The following is a 23,387-nucleotide window of genomic DNA, read 5'->3' as shown; positions in this document are numbered from 1 at the left end:
GATGACCACGCCGCACTGTCCTGAAAGGTGATAGCCAGCGAATGACGGGGCGACCGCCTGTGACGCCACCTGAAATGCAGGCACCCAGGAATGCGCCCCGCTCAGGGGAAACAAGTTAATGGAGATGCGACCGGAATATGGCTCTTCCATGTCTTTGCGAGACCATGATCATTCTTATTGCGGGAGAGGCCCAGGGACCGGAACCGGCTTAATGACATCCGTGCTCCGTCTATAGACAGAGAGCACCCTGCGATGGGATCTGGGGGTCCAGCTGTAGATTCTGACATAATCCCGGGAGAGCGCCTCATACAGCGCGTTCCGCACTGTCTTGTTCTCCCCGGCAGCTTCCGGCTCCTGACTGATGATATAAGCGGGTTTCTGCGCGAGAACGGAGCGCAATTCCGCCAGAGGGTCCATTCCGGTAGCACCGGCCTCGCGCTGAAGACCGAAATGGGAAGGAAATGGATGCGACGTCAATCGGCAGTATGGCAAAGCATCATAAAGCTCGACAGGGCCGCTATAGACGAAGATACAACCGGATTTTCCATAATCCACGCTTTTCTCAAGCGTCAGGAAAAGCTCCTTCCCACCACTGGACCTCAGATGCTTCAAACTGCCCAACTGCGAGGCCATGATTCCGACAATGGCGATGAACCAGGCCAGATTGCGGCCGAGCTGATTGTAGAAGAGGGGGGCGACCTGAATGGAGAACGGGACGAGAATGGGAAGGATATAATGGATGTACCAGGTCCCGAAGATTGCGAATGCCCCAAACGCGACGGCCGACCACATAGTCAGGAATGAGACATAAGGCGCCTGCTGCTGCGAGAAATTTTTCCGGGAAAGGAAGTTCATGACCATGATCAAGAAAAACGGTGCCAGGAGACGTGAGATCTTGATCAACCTCTCTGCAATGATCTGATGACTTTCGGTCGATCTCAGAAAGACTGATGAGATGTTGGAAAATACCCATTCATGCCCATAGCCGATCGACACATAAAAAAGGACCGCAGCGACGGTAGGCAGGACTGCAAAAAAGATCCAGATAACAGAGTCGAGCATAACAGACCGGATGCCCGCACCGGATCTGATCTCCTTATATATCAAGAATAAACCGGCAAATATCCCTTCGAAAACAACTGTATATTTTATCTGGATTGCCACTCCGAACAGGAGCATGACCAGAACGCCGATATTTCTGCAGCGCTTTCGGTCGCTCCCCTCGAAATCACGCAGGTGATCCAGAATGAGACACATCGCACCAGCGACCAGGAGATTATAGAAAACAGGTGATTGGCCGCCTTCACCCTGCGCAAGGGTGGGCCAGATTTCATAAACAAGCGCCGCAACCAGTGCTCCACTGGCGGGAGCAATCTTCAACGCCATGCGACGTATCAGAAGCGCTGTGCCCCACAGGGCAAGCAGTGCCCCGATTTGATAGGCGATGACCCGATAGGCGCCAAAGAGATGAAAGACCGCATAAAGGAGAAACAACCCGATCGGTTTGCGATCCCAAAAATCGACGTAAGGCAGATGGCCCTGCAGAAGGCGCCCCCCGCCAAAGAGATAGAACTCCTCATCCCATTCAAGGATGGGATTCCCCAATGTCATGAACCGTATTGCAAAGGCCGCAAACAGCAGGAAGATATGCGGATAATATCCAGCAAGGGTTCTGATCGGTTGCTTCACGGGAACACCCCTTCGACTGACGTGATCACCTGAAGGCGTTTCGTATCTTTATTTCGACCAGAGCGAGGAAGAACTGGCCGATGACCCTTGGCGTCATCTTGCTTTCGCCATGGGCACGCTCCCGGAAAATCATGGGACACTCCTTGATCCGCAGTGATTTCGGGCTCGTCATGATGATCTCAAACAAGATCTTGAAGCCATGCCCGGTCAGACGAGGAGCCAGCGCCTCGAAATCCCGCTGCCGCATGAGAAAAAAGCCGCTCATCGGATCATTGATCGGGGCCGACGCCGACATGGCCACAAGATTGCCCAGACGGGAAATGGAACGACGCCAGAAGCCCGAAAGCCCTCCACTGTCGCCCCCCAGAACATGCCGACTGGCAACGGCGAGATCATAGTGATCATCCTGCACAGCAGCCAGCATAGGGAGAAGGCATGACTCATCGTGCTGAAGATCGCCATCCATGACCGCGACGAACGTTGCGGATGAGGATAATATCCCCTCGGTCACAGCTGACGACAAACCACGACGTCCAATACGGACGATGCCACGCACCCTTTGGTCCAGGGCAGCAATGTTTCGGACCGTATGGATCGTGCCATCTGGTGAATTGTCATCAACGAAAATGATTTCCCATGCGATGCCGCCGAGGGTTTTTTCCAGCGCATTGATGAGAGGCCTGACATTCTGTTCTTCACAGTAGCACGGTATTATTATGCTCAGGATTGGTGCTTCTGCCATTTTTTCCTCTGAAACTTCACCTCGATACTATCAAGACCAGGATCAGCTATACACCGGGTCTTTTGTAACAATTCTTGCCAGAACATGAGGCGGGCGGGCGATCGGGCTTACGTCTCACTGTCGGATTATCTTCCCCTGCGAAGCAGGAAGCATCCTGTAACAAATCGGTGATGACAGCCCGATGACCTTGAAAGCCCGCCACGCTGCATCTGAGAGGCAGAGGAGAGACTGCTGACGCGCCGTTACTCCATGATACCAGATCGAATGGTGGACACCACATGGTGCGGCATGACCAAGCCTTCAGCTGCTACGCTCCAGATCGGGACGCATGGTGCCGTATCATTGCCGTCAAACCACAAGGTCTTCGCTGCCACGCGCCAGATGGTGCGAAGAGGAATTCGCCAAGGCTTTCAGTACGCGAGCGCGCGATGAAAGGCCCCGATAAAATCGTCCAGTTGCAGCTTCACGGGTATCACCCTGACCCAATCCGAACCGAAAGTGCATGGATCCGGCGATGCCCCCGAATTCCGAGCCAGGCAAGGCTGCCAAACCCTGCCCCTCAGGCCTCGATGCTCGCAAACATTGAAACTGCATCCAGCCGACAGGCTTACGCCTTGAAGGCGTGTCACGACATGACATGACGCGTTCTTTCCCCGTATCTCCCGATCGCGTCCTCGTCGCCACCACATTTCCGCGCGCCTGCTTCGTTTGCATATATGCAATTGATCGGAAAACTTGATGATCATGGGCTGTCTCGGGGCCATTGCCTGTCGGATTGCCGAATTGGCTTGATGACAAGTTCATGACACAGCATGAAGCCATAACGCGTCTGCTTCATGCGCAATAACCAGAGCAATCCGATCGCGAACCGGAATAAAAATATATTTATAAAGTAGTGGCATACTTCCCGGCGTCCTGCGCTCCGCCCCCTCTGGCACTCGTGTGACAGACCGTCACCAGACAGGCGATAAAGATAACACGCAATGCAAAGGCTCTACCTTGGCCGCACAGCACCAGTCCATGTTATGGTTTATTGACACCTACTAAATTATAACAATTACTTGCGAGATACATACTTATAAAAATCATATTTCATGAATACAAATACGCCCATAATTCACTAACGATTTATGGAAATAGATAATAATATAATAGAAATATTTCGACATATTGCCACAAAAGCTTAACTTTACTCAGATGCCCCCGGTAACGCTTTTGCGACACGTTACATCCAAGACACGTGTCGGAGAGACCGGTGAAAAGACTTGCCCTGTTCCTCGTTGCAACGACTGCCTGCACGCCCTTCTTGAGCCGCGCCGCCGATGCCGCAAGCGCCACCGAGGCGCAGGACGTCGCACAGAAAAAAGCCGACAAGACCACGGCCCTGACGAAGAAAAACAAATTCGTCAAAAGCGCGGACGATGCCGAGCAGGTGGTCGTGACAGGCACGCGTGAAAGCCATGTAAAGGCCCGCCAGAGCATCAGCCCCGTCGTGGTGATCTCCTCCAAGACGCTGGAGCGCTCGGGCGAGCTGAACGTCGCCAATGCGCTGACGCGCACCTATCCCTCCATCACCATGAGCGCACGAGGGTCCAATACCAACTCGCTGGTATCATCCATCCAGATGCGTGGTCTGGGGCCGAACGAGACGCTGGTTCTAGTCGATGGCAAGCGCCGTCATTCCACCGCCAATATCGTGCAGAAGCCGGGGCCGCAATTTGCCTCGTCAGGCGTCGATCTGAACATGCTGGCTGGCAACATGATCGACCATATCGAGGTGCTCGAAGATGGCGCTGCCGCGATGTATGGCTCTGATGCCATCGCCGGTGTGGTCAATATCATCACCAAGAAAAAGGACCATGGCCTGAATCTCAGCGCACAGGGTGGCGCCAATGCCTATCTGGGCAGTGGTGAGCAATATCAGCTTGATGCCGATGGCGGGTTCAAGCTTGGCAGGGATGGTTATGTCCATCTGGGCGCGCAGTTTTATCACACCGAACATGCCATAGCCTGGGGGCCGGATCACGCCCTGCTGGGATACTGGCCGGCCGGCGCCGATACCAGGAACTATTTTGTGGGCGTCAAACCTGGATCGGAGAGCTGGCGTGGCCGCAAGACCGATTATCTGAGCACACCGCGCGAAACACGTGAGAATTTTGCACTTAATTTCGGCAAACCTCTCGCCGAAGGAATCGAATTATACGGTCAGGCCACGCTCGCCTACCGTCATGCCGATATGATGGCCTATAAATACCCCTATGTCGTCCCGGCTGCGGGGATCGAGGAGCTGCGCCCCATCACCGGCGATGACGAGCTGGATTATGCCGCCGAACTCGGGATCAAGGGCGAAAACCTGTTCGGCTTCGACTGGAATCTCTCGACCGTCTATGGCGGCGATAATTCGCGCATCAGCATTCGCGACAACGTCAATCTGGGCGAACTGGCCCGCACAGGTTACTCACCGAGCAAATTCTGGGACTACACCCAGAAAAATACGCAATGGACGAATAATCTCGACCTGCGTCGCGGCTTCAATATCTGGTCCATGCCGGTCAGTCTGGCTTTCGGCGGCGAACACCGCCTGGACTCCTATCAGATCATCTCCGGCAATCCTGAATCCTATCTCGATGGCGGTCCGGTGGAACATGCCGGTATTCCGCCGCAATCGGCAGGCACTTGGTATCGCAATATCTATTCGGCCTATGTCGATGCAACGTTCCGCCCCACACGCAAGCTCTCCATCGATGTCGCGGGTCGCTATGAATATTATACCGACACCGAGAACACCGAAAACGGCAAGCTTTCAGCGCGCTATGATTTCACCAGACGCTTCGCGCTGCGTGGCACCATCGCCAACGGGTTCCGCGCGCCAACACTTCAGGAATCGCATTTCAGCCGTCTGAATATCTTCGCCGGCACAGGCAGTGTCGGCGGTCAGCTGCCGGTGGAATCCGCAGCCGCCCGGTCGCTCGGTGCGCAGGGTCTGAAGCCGGAACGCTCGGTCAACGCCAGTGCCGGTTTCACCATGGAACCGGTGCGCGGCCTGCATGTCGAGGCCGATGTGTACCAGATCAATTTGCGTGACCGTATCGTACAGGGTGGTACGGTGCGCGGAGCGCAGGCACTCGAAGCAATACGGTCCTTCGGTTTCGATGTCTCTCCGACGGCCACCAATGCTGCAGCGTCTTCGGCTTATTTCCTCTCGAATGGTGCCAGCACGCGCACGCAGGGGCTGGACATCAAGGCCGATTATCTGGTGCGTATGCATGATTACGGCAATCTGGCTTTGACTGCCGCCTTCAATCTCAACCGCACACGCTTGCATCACAACGGCATTTCGACCATCGGCAAGCCGCTGCTGAACGAGCAGACCATCGCCTATATCACCACCGCCACACCGCGCAGCAAGATCATTCTCAACGCGCTGTGGACCATCGGCAAATGGGATGTGAATATCCGCCAAAGCCGTTATGGCGAAACCACCAACATGATGACCTATCAGGACTGGACCCCGGCCTCGGCAACCTGTGCCAGCGGTGGTGCCCTGCGCTACTCCAATTCCTGCTTCGGCCAGTTCAAGAACACCCCGCGCTGGCTGACCGATCTGGAGGTCGGTTACAAGATCACCTCGCGCGTCCATGCCTCGATTGGTGTGAATAACGTATTCAATGTCCGCCCCCGTCGTCTTCCGGGCAACCTCGTCCCGGCGGGTGGTTCGATGTACGACCAGTTCTCCAATCAGGTGCCCTTCACCGGCGGCTATTATTTCGGGCGCGTCAGCGCGAGCCTCTGACCGCACAGCGACAAGCCTCACATCGCAAATCGCCTGCTCAGGCCGGGAGTGGAAACGCTCCCGGCCTTTTTGCCGTATAGACCCCGCTTCCGCTTGCCTGCACCGCGCGCCTGCAAAGCGGGCTGGGGGGCCGGATTGACAGCCCTGCCCGATCTCCCGATCCTCCCATGCGGCAGAGCCTTCTGCCCCCGGATGGTGGAGGGAACCCGTCAAAGGCGCCCTCGGATGCCGGGTTCATCAGCAGGAGAGAGAGTTCATGTTCAGTCATATCACGATAGGCAGTGACGACCTCGAAGCCTCGAAAGCGTTTTACGACGCCGCTCTGGGCGCGCTTGGTTGTCCGCCGGGTGAGATCATGCCCCCGAACCGCCTGTTCTATACGCATGATGGTGGCAGGCTCATGATCACCACGCCGCTGAATGGCGAACCGGCAACCGGCGCCAATGGCGGAACGATCGGTTTCAAGGCGGACTCGCCCGAGGCTGTCGATGCCTGGCACAAGGCCGGTGTCGCGCATGGCGGCACCAGCATCGAAAATCCCCCCGGCCCGCGTGAATCCGCGATCGGCACGCTCTATCTCGCCTATCTGCGCGATCCCTACGGCAACAAGCTCTGCGCCCTTCACCGCATGGGCTGATCGGCCTCCTGCGCCGGAAACGACGCATCCTCCCGGCTGAAGAACCGCGCATAGAGCAGCGGCAGCACAAGCAGGGTCAGGAGGGTTGATGTGATCAGCCCTCCAATCACCACGCTCGCCAGAGGGCGCTCGACTTCGGCCCCGGCACTGCCGGAAAACGCCATGGGGAAAAAGCCGAGACTGGCAACCGAAGCCGTGGCCAGAACCGGGCGAAAGCGGGCTTTTGCCGCGGCAAAAGCCGCCTCGGCAGCGCCCATCCCCGTCAGGCGGTAATCACGTATCTGGCTGACCAGCACAACACCGTTGAGAATGGCCACCCCGAACAGCGCGATGAACCCGATTCCGGCGGCAATGCTGAATGGCAGCCCCCTGATGGCGAGGGCAAAAATACCCCCTGTGGCGGCAATCGGCAGGTTGATGAAAACCAGCAGCGCCGCCCGGGGTGAGCCCAGAGCGAGCACCAGAAAAACGAAGATCAGAACCAGAGCCACGGGCACAACCTGCGCGAGGCGCGTCATGGCCGAGTCCAGATTGCGGAACTGGCCCGCCCATTCGAGCCTGTAGCCCGGAGGCAGATGCAGCGATGCCCCGACCTTCGCTTGCGCAGCAAGAACGAATGATTTGACATCGCGCCCGCGCACATTCGCCTGCACGATCACACGACGGCGCAGACTGTCCCGGTCGATACGCGCCGTCGTTTCATCGACTGTGATATGCGCAACATCCTTGAGCAGAACCCAGCCGTGCCCATCCTCGCGCCTGATCTGCAACCCGCCGATACGGGCTGCACTGGCCACTGCACCGCCGGCAAAGCGGATCTGTGTCGGTATAAGGGCATTATCGATAATCACCGGCCGCCCGATATGACCACCTACCGCCTCGATGGTGGAGAGAATTTCCGGCACCGCAACGCCAAGACGCGCAGATGCATCGCGATTGATGTCGATATGAAGATACGCCACCGTCCCCTCACCCTGCTGGGCGACATCGGCAGCCCCCGGCACCGAGGCGATCACGCTTACAAGACGCGCGGCCAGCTTGTCGAGCATCGACAGATCATCGCCATAGACCGAAATAGCCAGCTGTGTACGCACACCCGACAACAGGTCGTCCATACGCATCTCGATCGGCTGGGTGAAGGAATAGGCCGCATCGGGAAGGTCATGACTGAGCTTGGCGCTCATGGCGCTCACGAGCTTCGACTGGGTCATCCCCGCACGCCACTGATGACGTGGCCTGAGGAACACAAAGCTGTCCGTCTCGTTCGTTCCCATCGGATCGGTCGGGATGGCGGCGGTACCGGTATTGCTCACCACGGTCTCGACTTCAGGGAAACTGCGCAGCAGGCGCTCTTCCTGCGTTGCTGATGCCAGAACAGTGGGCAGAGAGGCGCTTGGCAGGCGCATGGCATTGACCACCAGCGCCCCCTCCTCAAGCTGGGGCACGAATTCGCCGCCCAGCCGTGAGGCGAGCACGAGCGCGAGCAGGAAGATACAGGCTGTTCCCATGAAAACACTGCGTGTATGCGCAGCGCACCAGTCCAGAGCCGGCTCATAACGGCGCCTGAGATACTGGACGACACGCGTTTCGCGGTCCTGCGGCGCATGACGCATCAAAAGCGCAGAAAGGATCGGCACGACAGCAAAGCAGTAAATGAGCGAGGTCACGAGCCCCATGATGATGGTCTGCGCCATGGGTCTGAACATACGGCCCTCCACCCCCTGCAGGGTCAGGATGGGCAGATAGACCATGATAATCACGAAAATGGCGAAGCTGACCGGTCGCAGCACGGTGCACACGGTGTGAATGGCCAGTGAATCGAGGCTCTCCCCCGATCTGTTGCGGGCGCGCTCGACCATGAGATGCTCGACCACCACCAGCGAGCCATCCACTATCATACCGAAATCGATCGCGCCGAGGCTGAGCAGATTGGCCGAAATGCCAAAAACACGCATTCCGACAAAGGCCATGACGAGCGAGACAGGGATGACAGAAACAATCACCAGTGCGGCACGCCAGTTCCCCAGCACGACAAGCAGCGTCACAAAAACCAGACATGCCCCGAGAACGAGGTTTTCCTTGATGGTGCGTATGGTTTCATCGGTCAGGGTCGAGCGCCGGTAAAATGGCTTGAGCGTGACGCCCGGAGGCAGGGTCTGCTGGATGGCTGGCAACGCCGCGTCAATCGCATCGAGCGTCGCATTGGAACTGGCGCCCTTCTGCATGAGAACGACACCGTTGACGATTTCACCCCTGCCATCGCGCGTGACAGCGCCGAGGCGCAGGCGCGCCTCAAACGAGACGCGGCCCAGATCACGCAGGCGAATGGCCAACCCATTGGCCCCCATCGCCACAGGGATGGCCCCGAAATCGGCCAGCGAGCCAACGAGGGCGCGCCCCACAACCACCTGCTGCTCTGCCCCGCGTGAAATCCACCCCCCACCCGATGAGGCATTATTGCTTTCTATCGCGGCATAGATCCTGTCAAGCGCGATGTCATGGGCACGCAGGCGGGCCGGGTCGAGGGTCAGCGTATAGGTTTCTTCGGCCCCGCCATTGACATTCACATCAGCCACGCCCGGCAAGAGCCTTAACTGCGGCGCCACGGACCAGGTCATGAGCCTGTTGAGGTCGAGCGGCGAATAACGTCCGTCGCCATCGATCTGCATCTGCATGATCTCGCCCATGCCGGTGGCAAGTGGCCCCATCGCAACACTGACCGGCACGGCAATGGCCTCACGGGCCTTTTGCAGACGCTCATTGACGCGTGTCCGGTCGAGATCGAGATTGGAGGTATCGCTGAACTGCAGATAGACGACCGAAAGCCCCGTGCGCGAAACGGAGCGCAGATCGATCAGATCCGGCAGTCCCGTCAGGCTCGCTTCGAGCGGGAAGGTAATCTGCTTTTCCACTTCTTCCGTCGCAAGGCCCGGCGATGTGACCGAAACAAGCACCTGCTGGGGCGAGATATCAGGGACGGGCTCGACCGGCAGGCCCGGCACCACCATCAGCCCCGCCAGGACCAGCATCGCGCAAAGCGCGAGTACAGCAAGCTTGCTGCGCTGCAGAAATTCCCACATGACGCGCTCAGTCCGCTGTCATGGAAGAGAGCAGCGCCATTGATTTGAGCGTGAAACTGCCTTCGCCCACCAGCCTGTCGCCATCGTGCAAGGCCCCGCTCACAATGGCCTGCTCGTCGTCACGCGCCCTGACCTGCACGGAAACGGGCATGAAATGCGTGGCATCCTGCTGGACGAACACCACATCCTCACCATCAATCTGCTGAAGCGCTGCCACCGGCACACGCAGGCCCTGCGTCCCCTCGCCGGTCTGGAAAGACGCGTCGAGCATCATGCCCGGGCGCAGTGAAGAAGGTGGATGATCGAGCGTGCAGACCACGCGCACAAGTCCGGTGGCAGGATCGGCGAGCCCCGCCACGGTGGTAATCCGCGCCTCGATTACCCGTCCTTTTTCCTGACTGGCTGGGCGAAACCGCGCCTTGCCTCCGGGTGCCAACCCGGCAGCATCTTCGGGCGAGAGATCGGCGCTCAGCCAGAGGCGGGAGAGATCGACCACGGTCACGAGATTGTCGCCCGCATTGATATCGGCTGCGACAGAGGTGCGCACAGCCTGCACGACGCCATCGACCGGGCTGATCAGATCCGATGCCTCGTCCTGCACGATCCGCTCGGTTACGGAGGTGAATTCCTCCGTCTGCCTGTGTTCGAGCGTTGCAAGGTCTGCCTCTCGGGCTTTCACCAGTCCGCGCTGCTGTTCAAGCACCATCCGGCGTCGTTCAAGCTCCCCGCGTGAGACCGCACTCCCGACAAGCGCCGCACCGCGACGATAGAGCATCGTCGCCTCCGCCTCACCGGCACGCGCTGAAGCCAGGGCAGCATCGACCTGTTCACGCTGAAGCTGAAGCTCATGCAGGGAGTGATCGGTGTAGGAAATCAAGGCCTCGCCGCGTTTGACAGGCTGACCGGGCGTGACATGCACTGCCATGACCTTGCCTGCACCGGCTGCATGGATATCGATAACCCGGCTCGTATCGGCATCGACCCGTGCCATTGCCTGCACTGAAGGGAACACCTCGCCCTGTGACAGCGAGACGATCACGACATGCTCGTTGCGCTGCGCCTCCTCAGGCAGCGTGAAAACATGACGCCAGGACTCCGCTGCCCGCGCCGTGCCAGCGCAACACGATGAAACCGCGAGACCCGTCAGAACGACAGAGACCGCCAAAGTCCTGCGGCGCATCGAGGCGAGACATCTGATCATGCGACGCCCCTGTCAGAGATATTTAACGAGACGGGCAAATTCGCGCATGGCATCGTCGCGCCCGGTTCCGCCATCTTCCATCGCTTCAATCACGCAATGCTCGACATGGTCCTGAATCAGGGTACGCTTGGCATTGCGCAGGGTGTTTTCGACGGCCTGAATCTGCTGGGCCAGATCGGCGCAGCTTCGATCGGCCTCGATCATATCGAGGATCGTCGCCAGATGGCCGTGGGCCTGCTTGAGGCGAAGGGCGATTTTTCGATGATTCGGCGGGCTCATAAACGCCCTATACCCTAGGGGGGAGGGTATAGGAAAGAACGTTCAGACATCGAGCGTCACAATTGACGCCGGCGAAGGGCGATCCTTCCAGACTGCCTGGCATGATGGGTGCATTGCCTGCCCAAGCCCCATCATGCCCTGATAATCAGTCGCGCGTTTCGACAATCACGATTTCCGAAACGCTGGCTGCTTCGATTGTCACGAGAGCCTCGTCACGCAGCGCAGCCCCATCGCGTGGAGCGAGTTTCACGCGCGATCCGGGAGTGACGAGGGTGACATCGCCAGAGGCCAGAACGGCATAGCCCGACCAACCGGGCTCGAGCTGCCACTCAAGCGCGCTACCCTTCTCGATCGTCGCCGCCCGGACCCGTGCCGTAGCATTGATCCGCAGCGCATCGTCGTCACCTTCAACACCAGAGGCCAGCGTCACCAACCGATTGGCCCGCGCCTCGACCGGAAAGGGTCGTGTGCCCCACGAGGGCGCGTGACCACGCCGGTCGGGCTGGATCCAGATCTGAAAGAGCGTGGTGGTAATGGCCTCGAGATTGGCTTCGCTATGAACGATCCCCGTTCCGGCTGACATGACCTGTACCTGCCCTGCCTCGGTCCGGCCCTCGTTACCCAGCGAGTCACGGTGTGAAATGGCCCCCTGACGGACATAGGTGATGATCTCCATGTCCCGATGCGGATGAGACGGGAAACCGCTATCCGGTGCAATCTCGTCATCATTCCAGACGCGCAGCGCACCCCAGCCCATACGGGCAGGATCGTGATAACCGGCAAAGGAAAAATGATGCGAGGCCTTCAACCAGCCATGGTCGGCGTGGCCGATCGAAGCAAATGGACGGTAGTCGATCATGAGATAATCCTCCTGAGTGATGATCGACCATAGGCAATCGGGCATACGTCAATATATAGAAATAATGGCAACAAATCGGTTCCATTTCATGACACAACGCTTGCCTGACTTTGAGGCTCTGGCCATTTTTGCCCGTGTGGTCGAGCTCGGCTCCTTCAGTGCTGCAGCACAGGCTCTTGGCCTGTCGCGTCCCACCATTTCCAAGGCCATTGCACGTCTGGAACAGAGCACGGGCACCTATGTGCTGAACCGGACCTCACGCCAGCTCGCCCTGACTGAAACAGGACAGCGGGTACTGGCCCATGCCAACCGAATTCTCGGCGAGGGCGAGGCTGCCGAGGCCGAATTGCGCCAGGCCGTTCATCACCCGCATGGATTGTTGCGCCTTACCGCCCCGATTTCCTTTGGCCTTAATCATGTTGCGCCCCTGCTTCCGGATTTTCTGGCGCGCTATCCGGAAATACGCCTCGCCATGACCTATACGGATGCTCAGCTCGATCTGATTGGTGGCGGGTTTGATATCGCCATACGTATCGCAGCCCATGCCCCCTCATCGCTGCGTGCCCTGCATCTATGCCGTATTCCACTCTTCCTAGTGGCTGCGCCGGACTATCTCGCCCGACATGGTACGCCATCCCATCCCAGAGAACTCAGGCAACATGACGGCCTTGTCTATCTTGGCACGCAGTCATCCGCTGTGGTGCGCATGACCCGAGGTGAGGAAAACATTCAGGTCGAGCCACCGACAAGTCGGTACAGTTCGAACAACGCCGAAGCTTTCCTGCCCGTCCTCCGGGCCGGACTCGGTCTCGGCATATTCCCGGAATTCATGATTGCCCGCGATATGCAGACTGGCACATTGGTGAGGGTTTTACCGGAATGGACATTGCCGGAAACCGAACTCTGCCTGCTGACCCCTCCAGGCCGTTCGCACCCTGCACGGGTATCCGCCTTCCTTCACCAGATAGGCGGAGCGTTAAAACTGTCGCCTTGGCGTGAATCTGCATAATTTGACGAAAGACGGGGTAATAACTTATTAACCTTTCTGCTACGCTGGGCATGGGCATGTCCCGCAATAATAGAGACGAAAAAAAATGAACAGCGAAAGACCCAAAAAGATATCACCAAGTTTTGCTCTGACGAGACGAATTGCAATGCTCAGAAAGAGCCAAGGCATGAGCCAGCAGCAACTTGCCGATACATTGGGAGTATCGAGATCCGCTGTTGCTTTTTGGGAAACAGGACGCGTAGGTAGTCTCAGAAAGTATATACCGAAACTTGCCGACTTGTTTGGAGTCTCAACCGAAGCGTTTCTTACCGGCATGATCGAGGAAGACATTCCTGCCGTTCTGACGCCCGACGAAGATGATCTCCTGAGGCTTTATCGTCTGCTCAATCCGGAGATGAAGCTCACCGCCCAGAAATGGATGGAACGGCAGGTACACAAACAGAATGCATCCGAGAAAGCGACCGCCTGATGCAAGAGTAGCTTTCACGACTGTTGCGCATGGTTGGATGCGCAAATGTCCAGCCATCTCCTGCAAGAGCGACACAGGGCCAGATAACAGAGAAAATGCTGCCGTGTTGTACGCCTTCAGACAATCGGGCGCAGGATTTCAGGAAGCCTGTCATCCATGTCGCGACCACGAAACCGACGCTGATAGCCGGCATCATAAAGCGCGCTCTCCCTGAATACGCCCGGTTTGAGCGCCTTGCCGACGAGGACAAGCGCAGTTCGCACCTCAGGCTCAGCCGCCATGATCGAAACGATCGTTTCCAGGCTGCCCAGCACACAACGCTCCTCTGGCCAACTCGCCCTTGCCACAACTGCGACAGGACAGGTCGGGCCGTAGAATGGCAGCAGACGATCGACAATTTCATTCAGTCGATGCACCGCCAGATGAATGGCAAGTGTCGCGCCGGTTGCTGCGAAGGCTTCCAGAGTTTCCGCACCGGGCATGGCCGAAGCGCGTCCTGACAGACGGGTCAGCACTACGCTCTGCACGACACCTGGCACTGTCAACTCGCGCCCCAACGCGGCGGAGGCTGCGGCGAAAGCCGGTACACCTGGTGTCAGCGTATAGGCTATCCCCCGCCGCTCCAGCCGCACGATCTGTTCAGCCACGGCACTATAGAGCGAAAGATCGCCCGAATGGAGCCTCGCCACATCCTCTCCGGCCTCATGAGCTGCGACAAACAAGGCTTCGATCTCATCGAGACAAAGGGGCGCCGTATCGATCTGTCTGGTTTCAGGGCCGCAGAAAGCAAGGATCTCGGGCGGGATGATCGAGCCCGCGTAAAGACAAAGCGGTGCGCGTTCCAGAATGGCACGGCCCCGCAGCGTCATCAGATCAGCGGCTCCCGGCCCTGCACCGATAAAGTGAACGGTCACTGGCTCAGCGATCCTGCCTTGATGATGGCAAAGGCGCAGGTCACGCCGTCACCTGCAAGTCGCGCCCCCAGCAACTGGCTGTGAGGCCCCAGAACCGCCAGAGCGCAGCCTTCCGCGATGGAGCCGAATCCCATTGTCATACGGGCGCGTTCGGAGTGGGTCAGACAGCGCGGCTGGGCCGAGGCGAGAGACAGGAGATCGACCACCGTAACAGGCAATTTGAAAAGCTGGGCCACAGCCTGCACGGCGGCATGGTTCTGTCTGAACGGCGGAACGGCAAAACCATGCGGCAGGCCCCAGCGCTCGATAGCCAGCCTCACCACATCAATCATGGCCTCGGGGGATGCCTCGAGCCTGCAACCCAATCCTCCCATGATCATGGTTTGACAGCCTTGTACTGTGTGACCGTCATGGCCGGTCTGAATCCATGCATGGTCCCTATCGGTCCTAGACGCTCCATGCTGATGCGCGATAGCGCACCGCCCCATGCTTGAAAAGCCTCGAAAAGCCGTTGCTCGCCCTCAAGCGTGACAGCATTGGCCACCAGCCTGCCGCCGGAACGAAGCGCAGACCACGCATGGTCGAGCAATCCGGGCGTGCTGATACCGCCTCCGACAAACACGGCATCGGGCAATGGAAGATCAGACAGGGGCGCAGACAGGTCACGCTGTTCCACGTGAAGCTGATCAACACCCAGAGATTCTGCATTGCGGGCGATACGCGCACAACGCTCTGCGTTCCGTTCAATCGCGAAGCACTGGTTCGAGGGGTGGCGCAGCATCCACTCGATACCGATCGACCCCGATCCCGCCCCAAGATCCCACAACACCTGCCCCGGATGGGGAGCAAGGGCGCTGAGGGTGATCGCGCGTATTTCCTGCTTGGTGATCTGACCGTCATGCTCGAAAAAATGGTCAGGCAGACCGCAGGCCAGAGGCAGCAATGACGCGCTACTGCCGGCCACAATCTCGACCGCCATCATGTTGAGCCGCGCCACATCGCCGGGTGCACCTTCGCGAGCCCGGAACACCCGTTGTCGTTCTTCGGGTCCATCGAGCGCCTCGAGCAGATGGATCACGCTCTCGTCGCATCCCTTCTCATCCAGCCATACGGCCAGAGAGGCGGGCGTCGTCTCATCTGCCGAGAGGATGACAAGCCTTGCACCCGGCTGCAAATGGGGCAGAAGGCGGCTCATGGGCCGGCCGCAAAGCGAGACAAGGCCGACATCCTGTGCGGACCATCCCGTTCTGGAGCAAGCCAGGGTCAGGCAGGAGCGTGAGGGTATGACCTGAAGCCCATCAGGGCCAAACTGCGCAGCAATCTGCTTGCCAATCCCGAAGAAGAACGGATCACCCGAGGCCAGAACAACGACATTGCGTCCTTCATGACGCGCCAGGGCCTGCATGGCCTGCCCGTAGGGCGACGGCCATGTCTCGCGCAGCGCATGCCCCCTCCCCTCCACAAGCCTCAGATGCCGCTTTCCGCCGACCAGAACATCGGCCTCAAGAATTGCCCGTTGCGCCTTGCGTGAAAGCGCCTCAAACCCGTCCTCTCCCAGGCCGATGATCGTCAGCCAGCGTTTGGCGCCTGAACAGGGAGAGAGTGAGGGCAAGGAATGCATATCCTGATATTGGGGGGCACCACCGAGGCGCGCGAGCTCTGTCACGCGCTGGAGTCCCGGGGGAGAGATGATATCACGTTTTCTCTGGCGGGTGTCACGGCGTCGGCATTGCCGGTTCCGTCTCGTATGCGCATGGGAGGGTTTGGCGGCATCGCCGGGCTGAGCGCCTGGCTGACCCGCCATGAGGCTGACGTAGTAATTGATGCGACCCATCCGTTTGCTGCGCGCATGAGCCATCATGCCGTTGCGGCTACGAAGGCCTGTTCGCGCCCATTGCTGCGCCTCACCCGCCCGGCATGGCGAGCCGGACCAGGCGCGATATGGCGCCACGCGCCGAGTGTCAGCGCCGTGCCCGCCATGCTGGGAACGACGCCGCGCCGGGTTTTCCTGACGACAGGACGCAAGGATCTCGATCCATTCAGACATACGCCGCATCATTACCTTCTGCGCAGTATCGATCCGCCAGGCGATGCGCTGCCAGACGGCGCGACGCTGCTGCTCGCACGCGGCCCCTTCCGGCTTGATGACGAACTCGCCCTGTTTCGCAAGCATCGCATCGATTGTCTTGTGACAAAAAATGCCGGTGCGGCGGCCACAGCCCCCAAGCTGGAGGCGGCCCGACAACTTGGTATCGAGGTCATCATGGTCGATCGCCCGCCTCTTCCGCCTGCCGAGGAAGTCGACACGGTCGAGGCCGCCATGACATGGCTGGAACGGATCAGGATTCGCGGCTCATAAGTCGGCGTAACCAGCGGCGATCCCGGCTTCAGGGCACGCGGCGCAACGTGTAGAGCCAGGGTGGGGCACCGGGGCGTTCGATCAGATGAGTGAAGGCGCAGCCAATCAGCACCAGCGTACTCATATCCGCATCCTCGCCCCTAGCCTGAGCCAGGGACACATGCAGGACATGCTCTCCGGGGCGGCCTATGGCGCGGGCAAACACAACATGTGTCTCCCCTGGCAGCACCCGACGCAACACCTCGAATCCCTGATCGAGCTGGCCAGGGCGCGCCATCGAACGGGGATTATAAAGGGCAATCACAAATCCGGCTTCGGCCGCAGCCTTCAGGCGGCGCGCCACGATATCCCAGGGCTTCAGATTGTCTGAGAGCGATATCACACAGAAATCGCCGCCAAGCGGTGCCCCGAGCCTCGCCGCCGCGGCGAGCACCGCACTGATGCCGGGTATGACGCGTATATCGATAGCACGCCAGGCAGGTGGCCCGCCTGCCACGGCCTCGAACACGGCGCTCGCCATGCCGAAAATGCCCGCGTCTCCGCCCGAGACGACCACAGGCACCCGCCCGCTCATCGCCAGATCGAGCGCATGACGGGCGCGATCGAGTTCCTCACGATTATCCGTCACATGGGGCGTTGCACGCTCCCCTGCCCCCAGCGCAAAAGCGCGGGTGACATAAAGCCCGTAACCGAGCACATCGGTTGCCGCAGCCAACGCCTCACGCGCCTCAGCCGTGATCTGACCCGCAGCACCGGGCCCAAGACCAACTATATACAGAACAGGCTTCATCGGGCCCGCTTTCGCCCCGGCACGAGGACCATGGAGAAATAAGGGGCTTTTTCCGGCGCCTGATCGAGCGGCAGGCAGACCTGCCCGGCTTGTGTGCCGCGTTCGACATACACCGCCTTCTCATGGCGTCCGCTTTGCTGCAAGGCCGCACGCACCTTCGCGAAATTGCGCCCGATCTTCATGATCACATGCGCATCACCCCGTGCGAGCCACGCGGAGAGACTGGCTTCATCGAGCGTTGCGGGCAATACACTGAGGATATCATCACCATGCACCATCGGCAGATGGGCGGCTGACCAGCAACCGCTCATCCCGGTAATGCCCGGCACGATCTCGCAGCGAAAATACGGGCTGAGGCGGTCAAACAGATACATGGCCGACCCGTACAGAAACGGGTCGCCTTCGCACAAAAGCGCAATCCGGCGCCCTTTCGCCAGCTCCCCTGATAATTTCTGGGCACAGCGGTCATAAAATGCGGCCATATCGACCAGATAACGCGGGTCCTCCACCGGCACAGCCGTGGTGAATGGGTAGTCGAAACGCAGTTCTTCTGCACCTGATGGCACATGATCACCCGCAATGACACGCGCGTGGCCCGGTTTGCCGCAAGCAGCGAACCACGCCACGACATCGGCGGCCTGAAGATAGCGTACCGCCTTGAGAGTCAGTAACTCCGGGTCACCCGGCCCCATGCCGAGAATCTGGCAAAGACCGGTCATTCGCTCTCGCTGGCCAGCGCGTTGACACAGGCAGCCGCCATGGCACTTCCGCCCTGCCTGCCCCGTACGATGGCCCAGGGAATTTCATCGAAGGCTGCCAGTGCCTCTTTGGACTCTGCGGCGCCAATGAAGCCGACCGGGATGCCGATAATGGCTGCAGGGCGCTTGCCGCCCTGCCGAATGAGTTCCAGCAGGCGAAACAGGGCTGTCGGTGCATTGCCGATCGCCACGACCGCGCCCTCCAGGTCGCTCCCCCAAAGATCGACCGCCGCCGCCGAGCGCGTGTTGCCGATAAATCTGGCCAGCTCCGGTGTCCGCATGTCACGCAAGGTACAGATGACCTGGTTATTGGCTGGCAACCGCGCACGCGTCACACCGTGAGCCACCATTTCCGAGTCACACAGGACAGGCTTTCCAGCCAGCAACGCGGTACGCGCCGCGGCGACAAAGCCGGGAGCGAAAGCGAGATTGCGGGTGATATCGATCATGCCGCAGGCATGAATGACCCTGACCGCAACGCGTGCCTCGTCATGACCATAAGCCGAAAGATCGGCCTCAGCCCTGATTGTCGCAAAGGACCGGGCATAGATCTCCGCGCCGTCGCGGATATAGTCGTAACTCTCTTCGGTCATGCGCTCCCCTCGGTCATGGGCCATCTCGTTTCTTCCTGTCATGCCCGACGCAAACGCCTTCGCACGTCCTCGATGTCAAGACCAGACTCGGCAGGTTGATCACAGACACTCCCCTGCCAGACAAGATCATATCCTTTTGGCCCCGCCACCAGAGTCACATCATGACTACCGCGCGAAGCACATCCCTTGGCGCATCCCGAGACATGGAGCCGTCTGCCACTTAGTTCAGTCACCAGCGACAGCGCGTCGCGTTGTGTTGGCGCATAGGCTTGTGCGCAGCGCCCCGCGCCCGGACAGGCGACGAGGTCCGCTCGCCTGTCCTGAGGGTCGGTTATCAGGTCATGGGCTGCAACGGGGCAATCGAGCACCAGCCCGCGCCAGGGTGTCAGCCGTATTGCTGCGCCGGCAGAAGCGATGGAGGCAAGAGTCTGGGCACTGATTTCACCCAGAACCGCCACAGCACCAAAACAGCCGGGCAGAAAGGGACCGAGCAAGGGCGGTATCGCCCCCCTGAATGGAGCTGCCCGATGCAATGCCCGATCTGCAACGGCCTGATGCGCAGAACGCTGGAGCGCCGCCAGCACTTCAGCGACCAGCTCTGCCCTGTCCGTCTGATGGCGCACGGCACCCTCATACAAAACCCACGCCCCCGCCTCGTGGCGCAGGGCCAGATCACCCCGCAGCGCCCCTGAGGGGACCAGTCCCCCCCCGTCGACAGCAAGGCTGAATTTCTCCGGCGGACGCCATAAGGACGGCAAATCCTGCATCGCCTGCGTGATTTCATGCGCGAGAGCCAAGGTGTCGTCAGCGCAATCGGGATCGAGACCAGCCAGAGGCGATGCAAACAGGATGCGGCGTCGCGCTTCCTGCTGTGGCGCCTCCATGCCCAAACCGCGCGCCACAGCATGCGACGTGAAATCGAGCGCCGCCTGATGATCGAGCCCCCGAAGCTGGAGGTTGCCGCGCAGGGTGAGCGTGAGGCGCGCATTGCCATGACGCGCGGCATAATCCGCCAGAAAAGCCGATTGCCCGGGGTTCAGTCCTGTGGGGTCCGGGGTGACACGCACCAGCCAGCCATCATGCGTTTGCATCGGGGCATGGAGGGCTGGACACCAGCCTTTGCGAATGGGGGCGGAACTCATGACCCGGTGATACCTCTCCTGACCGGGCAATGCGCATAAAAAAAGCTGCACGCCCGTCGGACATGCAGCTTTCATCGACTTCCAATGAACTGGCGGCCATGCAGGCGCCAGTTCGAGAGAGCCTTTGTCAGGGCAAGGTTGCTGGCGCCGCAGGGAGAGGCGGGGCCACAACCAGAGACTGGCTGCGCTGGACCAGCGTGCTGGGGCAAATGCCCAGCAGGATGGTGGCGCAGGCCAGCACAGTGATCAGTGCTGCATTGACCGGCGTAGGTGCCGTCAGCTCCGCGCGGGTCTCGCGATCTGCTGGCGCAGGCGTCAGCATGATCAGGATCAGGCGCAGATAGTAGAACAGACCGATCGTGCTGCTGGCGATCAGGACGAAGAGCAGAAGCGTGCGATGGGCCGAAACGCCCGCAGCCGCCACATAGAACTTCGCGAAGAAGCCGACTGCCGGGGGAATACCTGCCAGCGAAATCAGCATGATCGACATGGCCAGCGCAGCGGCAGGCCTGCGACGGAACAGCCCGTGCCATTCACGGATATCGGTACCCTGGGGCAGCACACCGTTCATGATGGCAAACACGCCAAGTGTCGAGATCGCATAGGCCGCAAGGTAGAAGGCAGCCGAAGCCACGCCAAACGGCCCCGGTGACAGGAAGGCCACCAGCAGATAGCCCACATGCGCGATGGACGACCCGGCGAGCAGGCGACGCAGATCCGTCTGCACCACGGCCATCAGGTTACCACCCAGCATGCTGAGCACGGCCACGATCAGGATCTCGTTCACCTGTGCGCTGGGCGCATAGAGATTGATGGCAGAGAAGTAGCGCAGCATGGCCGCAAAAAGCGCGATCTTGGATGTCACGGCGACCAGGGCCGCCACCGGTACGGACGTGCCTTCAAGCACATCGGCGAGCCAGAGATGGAACGGCACGGCAGACAGTTTGAAGAACATGCCTGACAGGATGAGGATAACCCCCATCACACCAATAATTGGCTCAGGAACATGGCTGAGATCGGGGGCTGCAAAGCGCAGCGATCCGGTCTCGGCGTAGATCAGCGCAAAACCGAACACCATCGTGGCCGATGCGACACCCGAGAGAAGCAGATACTTCATCGCGGCTTCACCGGCGTCGAGACGCTGGTTATGGAACGCAATCAGGCCAAGCAGAGCCAGGCTGAGCGTTTCGAGACCAAGGAAGAACGACACGAAATGAACCGCGCCGGTCATGGCCACGCCACCCAGTGTGGCCAGGGTAAGCAGCAGGAAATACTCGCTGTTCACACTCGGGTCAGCACTGATGGCGCCATGGCGCGACATCAGCACAATCGCCAGTGCGGAGAGGATGATCAGCGCACCGGCAAAAGAGGCCCATGTATCGGGGGCAAAAAGCGGGGTGGCACCCGTCATGACGAGCACGGTCGGCAGCATGATCGAGGCCAGCGATGCCAGAAGCACGATCACGCACAGAATGGCATCACGAACGACATGACGCCGCCAGGAGATGGCTGCGAGCTGCACCAAGCTTCCGAGGCACAGTACCAGCACCGCATTGGGGAGGAACGAGAAAGACATTACTGGGCCTGCTCCTGAGCGATGCTCACGACATGGGGGCTGGCCGGTGCCGACAGGTTGAGAACCGGCTGCGGATAGACGCCAAGCGCAAGGAGAAGAAGGGCTGCCACACCAAGGACAGCGAGATGCGGCATGGAAGGCGCACCAAGCGGTGCCACGGCATCGGTCTTTTTCGGACCATAGAATACGCGCAGCATCATAGTGAGCGAGTAGACCGACGACAGCACCAGACCAGCCGCTGCGAAGAACGTCATGGTATGGCTGACCTGCCATGTGCCCATGAGCACCAGGAACTCACCGACAAAGTTGCCCAGCCCCGGAAGGCCGAGCGAGGCCGCGGCGAAGAACATGGCCAATGCCGAGAACTGCGGCATGGCAGGCCAGAGCCCACCCATGCGCGACATGTCACGCGTCCCCAGACGATCTTCCAGAAGCCCTGCGATCACGAACAGAGCGCCCGTGCTGAGACCATGCGCCACCATCTGGGCGATGGCACCCTCCATACCGATGCGTGTGCCCGAGAACACACCCAGCAGGATGAAGCCAAGATGGCTGATGGAGGAATAGGCGATGAGGCGCTTGATATCGTCCTGCGCCACGGCAAGCCATGCGCAGTACAGGATACCGACCACGCCAAGCGTCATGGCGATGGGTGCGAGATGCGCCGCAGCGCCGGGGAAGAGCATGACCACGAAGCGGATCAGGCCATAGCCACCTGTCTTTGCCAGAACACCCGAAAGCAAGATGCTCGCAGCGGCAGGCGATGCCGCATAGGTGTCTGGTAGCCACGAATGGAAAGGCACCATAGGCAGCTTGACCGCAAAAGCGATGAAGAAGCCAAGCATCAGCACCGGGGCGATGGGCGCAATGAGCGCCGTCTGCGACAGGGCAAAGTAGTCGAACGTAATGACGCCGGTGCGCTGGGCGTTGACGATGACGAGGCCAAGAATGGCCAGCAGCATCAGCAGGCCACTTCCCTGCGTGAACAGGAAGAACTTCAGCGCAGCGCGCTGGCGCCCTGCATCACCCCAGATCAGGATAACCCCGAAGAGCGGCAGGAGCATCAGCTCCCAGAAGAAGAAGAACAGGAACAGGTCGGTCGCCATGAAGACGCCGTTGATCCCGGCCACCGTTGCCAGCAGCAGGAAGTGAAACAGGCCGGCGCGATCTGCCACGTTGCGTGCGCTGAGCAGCGCGCAAGGCAGGGAGATCAGCGCGTTGAGCCACAGCATGACGAGGCTCAGACCGTCAATGTCGAGCCGGACATTGATGCCCAGCATCGGCACCCAGGCCATGGAGAAATGGCCAAGCCATCCCCCGGCACTGGCACCGCCTGACAACGCGCTGAGTGTGACCTGCGCGAGCAGGATCACCATCAGCACAAGCGTGATGAGCGAGGAAACCGACGCCGCGCGCGAGGCGCCGCGCAGCCCGACAAGCCAGGCTGCGAGACCCCCGATGAAGGGGATCAGAACAAGAGCGGGAAGTGCCAACATC

Annotated in this window: 20 protein-coding genes; 5 read left to right on the top strand and 15 right to left on the bottom strand. The window is 59.7% G+C overall.

Annotated features, from left to right (window positions below; genetic code table 11):
• Positions 1-174: 174 nt before the first annotated feature.
• Positions 175-1,386, bottom strand: a complete 1,212-nt coding sequence (locus ED655_RS13820) for a hypothetical protein (RefSeq protein ID WP_162993537.1) — start codon at positions 1,384-1,386, stop codon at positions 175-177.
• Between the two features lie 328 nt (positions 1,387-1,714).
• Complete coding sequence (locus ED655_RS13815) at positions 1,715-2,431, bottom strand: polyprenol monophosphomannose synthase (RefSeq protein ID WP_122050654.1); 717 nt, start codon at positions 2,429-2,431, stop codon at positions 1,715-1,717.
• 1,255 nt (positions 2,432-3,686) lie between these two features.
• Here ED655_RS13815 and ED655_RS13805 point away from each other — a divergent pair.
• Positions 3,687-6,224: a TonB-dependent receptor plug domain-containing protein gene (locus tag ED655_RS13805; RefSeq protein WP_122050652.1), complete on the top strand. Its 2,538-nt coding sequence runs from the start codon at positions 3,687-3,689 to the stop codon at positions 6,222-6,224.
• 256 nt (positions 6,225-6,480) lie between these two features.
• Positions 6,481-6,861: a VOC family protein gene (locus tag ED655_RS13800; protein ID WP_122050651.1), complete on the top strand. Its 381-nt coding sequence runs from the start codon at positions 6,481-6,483 to the stop codon at positions 6,859-6,861.
• Here ED655_RS13800 and ED655_RS13795 read toward each other — a convergent pair.
• The 4 genes from ED655_RS13795 to ED655_RS13780 all read right to left on the bottom strand — a co-directional run bounded on the left by ED655_RS13795 (position 6,846) and on the right by ED655_RS13780 (position 12,280).
• Complete coding sequence (locus tag ED655_RS13795) at positions 6,846-9,941, bottom strand: efflux RND transporter permease subunit (protein ID WP_122050650.1); 3,096 nt, start codon at positions 9,939-9,941, stop codon at positions 6,846-6,848. The genes ED655_RS13800 and ED655_RS13795 overlap by 16 nt on opposite strands.
• A 7-nt stretch (positions 9,942-9,948) precedes the next feature.
• Positions 9,949-11,142: an efflux RND transporter periplasmic adaptor subunit gene (locus ED655_RS13790; protein ID WP_240993677.1), complete on the bottom strand. Its 1,194-nt coding sequence runs from the start codon at positions 11,140-11,142 to the stop codon at positions 9,949-9,951.
• A 12-nt stretch (positions 11,143-11,154) separates the two neighbouring features.
• Entirely contained in the window at positions 11,155-11,421 is a 267-nt protein-coding gene (locus ED655_RS13785) for a metal-sensing transcriptional repressor (RefSeq protein ID WP_122050649.1), read from the bottom strand.
• Between the two features lie 145 nt (positions 11,422-11,566).
• Positions 11,567-12,280 carry a pirin family protein gene (locus ED655_RS13780; protein WP_122050648.1) on the bottom strand — a complete coding sequence of 238 codons (714 nt, stop codon included), beginning with the start codon at positions 12,278-12,280 and terminating at the stop codon, positions 11,567-11,569.
• Positions 12,281-12,368: 88 nt separating this feature from the next.
• On the opposite strand from ED655_RS13780, the gene ED655_RS13775 reads away from it, so the two are divergent.
• A complete protein-coding gene (locus ED655_RS13775; RefSeq protein WP_122050673.1) occupies positions 12,369-13,289 on the top strand; it encodes a LysR family transcriptional regulator in 921 nt (306 codons plus the stop codon).
• Between the two features lie 85 nt (positions 13,290-13,374).
• Positions 13,375-13,758 carry a helix-turn-helix domain-containing protein gene (locus ED655_RS13770; protein WP_122050647.1) on the top strand — a complete coding sequence of 128 codons (384 nt, stop codon included), beginning with the start codon at positions 13,375-13,377 and terminating at the stop codon, positions 13,756-13,758.
• A 116-nt stretch (positions 13,759-13,874) separates the two neighbouring features.
• On the opposite strand, the gene cobM is transcribed toward ED655_RS13770, so the two are convergent.
• Genes cobM through cbiE form a run of 3 tightly spaced genes read right to left on the bottom strand, consistent with a single transcriptional unit; the run spans position 13,875 to position 16,284 of the window.
• The gene (gene cobM, locus ED655_RS13765; RefSeq protein ID WP_122050646.1) at positions 13,875-14,672 is read right to left on the bottom strand and encodes a precorrin-4 C(11)-methyltransferase; all 798 of its coding nucleotides are present in this window, start codon (positions 14,670-14,672) and stop codon (positions 13,875-13,877) included.
• Positions 14,669-15,052, bottom strand: coding sequence for a cobalamin biosynthesis protein (locus ED655_RS13760; RefSeq protein ID WP_162993536.1), 384 nt, complete (start codon positions 15,050-15,052; stop codon positions 14,669-14,671). The genes cobM and ED655_RS13760 overlap by 4 nt, the downstream gene beginning before the upstream one ends.
• Positions 15,049-16,284: a precorrin-6y C5,15-methyltransferase (decarboxylating) subunit CbiE gene (gene cbiE / locus ED655_RS13755; RefSeq protein WP_240993675.1), complete on the bottom strand. Its 1,236-nt coding sequence runs from the start codon at positions 16,282-16,284 to the stop codon at positions 15,049-15,051. The genes ED655_RS13760 and cbiE overlap by 4 nt, the downstream gene beginning before the upstream one ends.
• Positions 16,285-16,287: 3 nt before the next feature.
• Between cbiE and ED655_RS13750 the strand changes: the two genes are divergently transcribed.
• On the top strand, positions 16,288-17,031 hold the full coding sequence (locus ED655_RS13750) for a cobalt-precorrin-6A reductase (protein ID WP_122050644.1): 744 nt from the start codon (positions 16,288-16,290) through the stop codon (positions 17,029-17,031).
• A gap of 28 nt (positions 17,032-17,059) precedes the next feature.
• Here the strand turns inward: ED655_RS13750 and cobJ are convergent, their stop codons facing one another.
• The 6 genes from cobJ to ED655_RS13720 all read right to left on the bottom strand — a co-directional run bounded on the left by cobJ (position 17,060) and on the right by ED655_RS13720 (position 23,386).
• On the bottom strand, positions 17,060-17,821 hold the full coding sequence (cobJ, locus tag ED655_RS13745; protein WP_122050643.1) for a precorrin-3B C(17)-methyltransferase: 762 nt from the start codon (positions 17,819-17,821) through the stop codon (positions 17,060-17,062).
• Positions 17,818-18,540 (bottom strand): precorrin-2 C(20)-methyltransferase, encoded by a 723-nt coding sequence (locus tag ED655_RS13740; protein ID WP_122050642.1) that lies wholly within the window; start codon positions 18,538-18,540, stop codon positions 17,818-17,820. The genes cobJ and ED655_RS13740 overlap by 4 nt, the downstream gene beginning before the upstream one ends.
• The gene (locus ED655_RS13735; protein ID WP_408735684.1) at positions 18,537-19,196 is read right to left on the bottom strand and encodes a precorrin-8X methylmutase; all 660 of its coding nucleotides are present in this window, start codon (positions 19,194-19,196) and stop codon (positions 18,537-18,539) included. Before ED655_RS13735 ends, ED655_RS13740 begins: the two co-directional genes overlap by 4 nt.
• A gap of 14 nt (positions 19,197-19,210) precedes the next feature.
• The gene (locus ED655_RS13730) at positions 19,211-20,314 is read right to left on the bottom strand and encodes a precorrin-3B synthase (protein ID WP_162993535.1); all 1,104 of its coding nucleotides are present in this window, start codon (positions 20,312-20,314) and stop codon (positions 19,211-19,213) included.
• Positions 20,315-20,441: 127 nt separating this feature from the next.
• Entirely contained in the window at positions 20,442-21,890 is a 1,449-nt protein-coding gene (locus ED655_RS13725; RefSeq protein WP_122050640.1) for an NADH-quinone oxidoreductase subunit N, read from the bottom strand.
• Positions 21,890-23,386 carry a complex I subunit 4 family protein gene (locus tag ED655_RS13720; RefSeq protein WP_122050670.1) on the bottom strand — a complete coding sequence of 499 codons (1,497 nt, stop codon included), beginning with the start codon at positions 23,384-23,386 and terminating at the stop codon, positions 21,890-21,892. The genes ED655_RS13725 and ED655_RS13720 overlap by 1 nt, the downstream gene beginning before the upstream one ends.
• Position 23,387: the final 1 nt, after the last annotated feature.

Origin of the sequence: Asaia bogorensis, assembly GCF_900465345.1 — a bacterium.
In the GTDB taxonomy this organism is placed as follows: Bacteria; Pseudomonadota; Alphaproteobacteria; order Acetobacterales; family Acetobacteraceae; genus Asaia; species Asaia bogorensis_A.
Note: the sequence above shows the minus strand (reverse complement) of the source record. Positions and strands in the feature narration are given on the sequence as shown.

What these genes read in the sequence shown, in the direction of transcription:
- ED655_RS13820 (WP_162993537.1), bottom strand. Translation starts at nt 1,386, where the DNA reads ATGGCGTTGAAGATTGCTCCCGCCAGTGGAGCACTGGTTGCGGCGCTT.
- ED655_RS13815 (WP_122050654.1), bottom strand. Translation starts at nt 2,431, where the DNA reads ATGGCAGAAGCACCAATCCTGAGCATAATAATACCGTGCTACTGTGAA.
- ED655_RS13800 (WP_122050651.1), top strand. Translation starts at nt 6,481, where the DNA reads ATGTTCAGTCATATCACGATAGGCAGTGACGACCTCGAAGCCTCGAAA.
- ED655_RS13795 (WP_122050650.1), bottom strand. Translation starts at nt 9,941, where the DNA reads ATGTGGGAATTTCTGCAGCGCAGCAAGCTTGCTGTACTCGCGCTTTGC.
- ED655_RS13790 (WP_240993677.1), bottom strand. Translation starts at nt 11,142, where the DNA reads ATGATCAGATGTCTCGCCTCGATGCGCCGCAGGACTTTGGCGGTCTCT.
- ED655_RS13785 (WP_122050649.1), bottom strand. Translation starts at nt 11,421, where the DNA reads ATGAGCCCGCCGAATCATCGAAAAATCGCCCTTCGCCTCAAGCAGGCC.
- ED655_RS13780 (WP_122050648.1), bottom strand. Translation starts at nt 12,280, where the DNA reads ATGATCGACTACCGTCCATTTGCTTCGATCGGCCACGCCGACCATGGC.
- ED655_RS13775 (WP_122050673.1), top strand. Translation starts at nt 12,369, where the DNA reads ATGACACAACGCTTGCCTGACTTTGAGGCTCTGGCCATTTTTGCCCGT.
- ED655_RS13770 (WP_122050647.1), top strand. Translation starts at nt 13,375, where the DNA reads ATGAACAGCGAAAGACCCAAAAAGATATCACCAAGTTTTGCTCTGACG.
- ED655_RS13760 (WP_162993536.1), bottom strand. Translation starts at nt 15,052, where the DNA reads ATGATCATGGGAGGATTGGGTTGCAGGCTCGAGGCATCCCCCGAGGCC.
- ED655_RS13750 (WP_122050644.1), top strand. Translation starts at nt 16,288, where the DNA reads ATGCATATCCTGATATTGGGGGGCACCACCGAGGCGCGCGAGCTCTGT.
- cobJ (WP_122050643.1), bottom strand. Translation starts at nt 17,821, where the DNA reads ATGAAGCCTGTTCTGTATATAGTTGGTCTTGGGCCCGGTGCTGCGGGT.
- ED655_RS13740 (WP_122050642.1), bottom strand. Translation starts at nt 18,540, where the DNA reads ATGACCGGTCTTTGCCAGATTCTCGGCATGGGGCCGGGTGACCCGGAG.
- ED655_RS13735 (WP_408735684.1), bottom strand. Translation starts at nt 19,196, where the DNA reads ATGGCCCATGACCGAGGGGAGCGCATGACCGAAGAGAGTTACGACTAT.
- ED655_RS13730 (WP_162993535.1), bottom strand. Translation starts at nt 20,314, where the DNA reads ATGAGTTCCGCCCCCATTCGCAAAGGCTGGTGTCCAGCCCTCCATGCC.
- ED655_RS13725 (WP_122050640.1), bottom strand. Translation starts at nt 21,890, where the DNA reads ATGTCTTTCTCGTTCCTCCCCAATGCGGTGCTGGTACTGTGCCTCGGA.
- ED655_RS13720 (WP_122050670.1), bottom strand. Translation starts at nt 23,386, where the DNA reads ATGTTGGCACTTCCCGCTCTTGTTCTGATCCCCTTCATCGGGGGTCTC.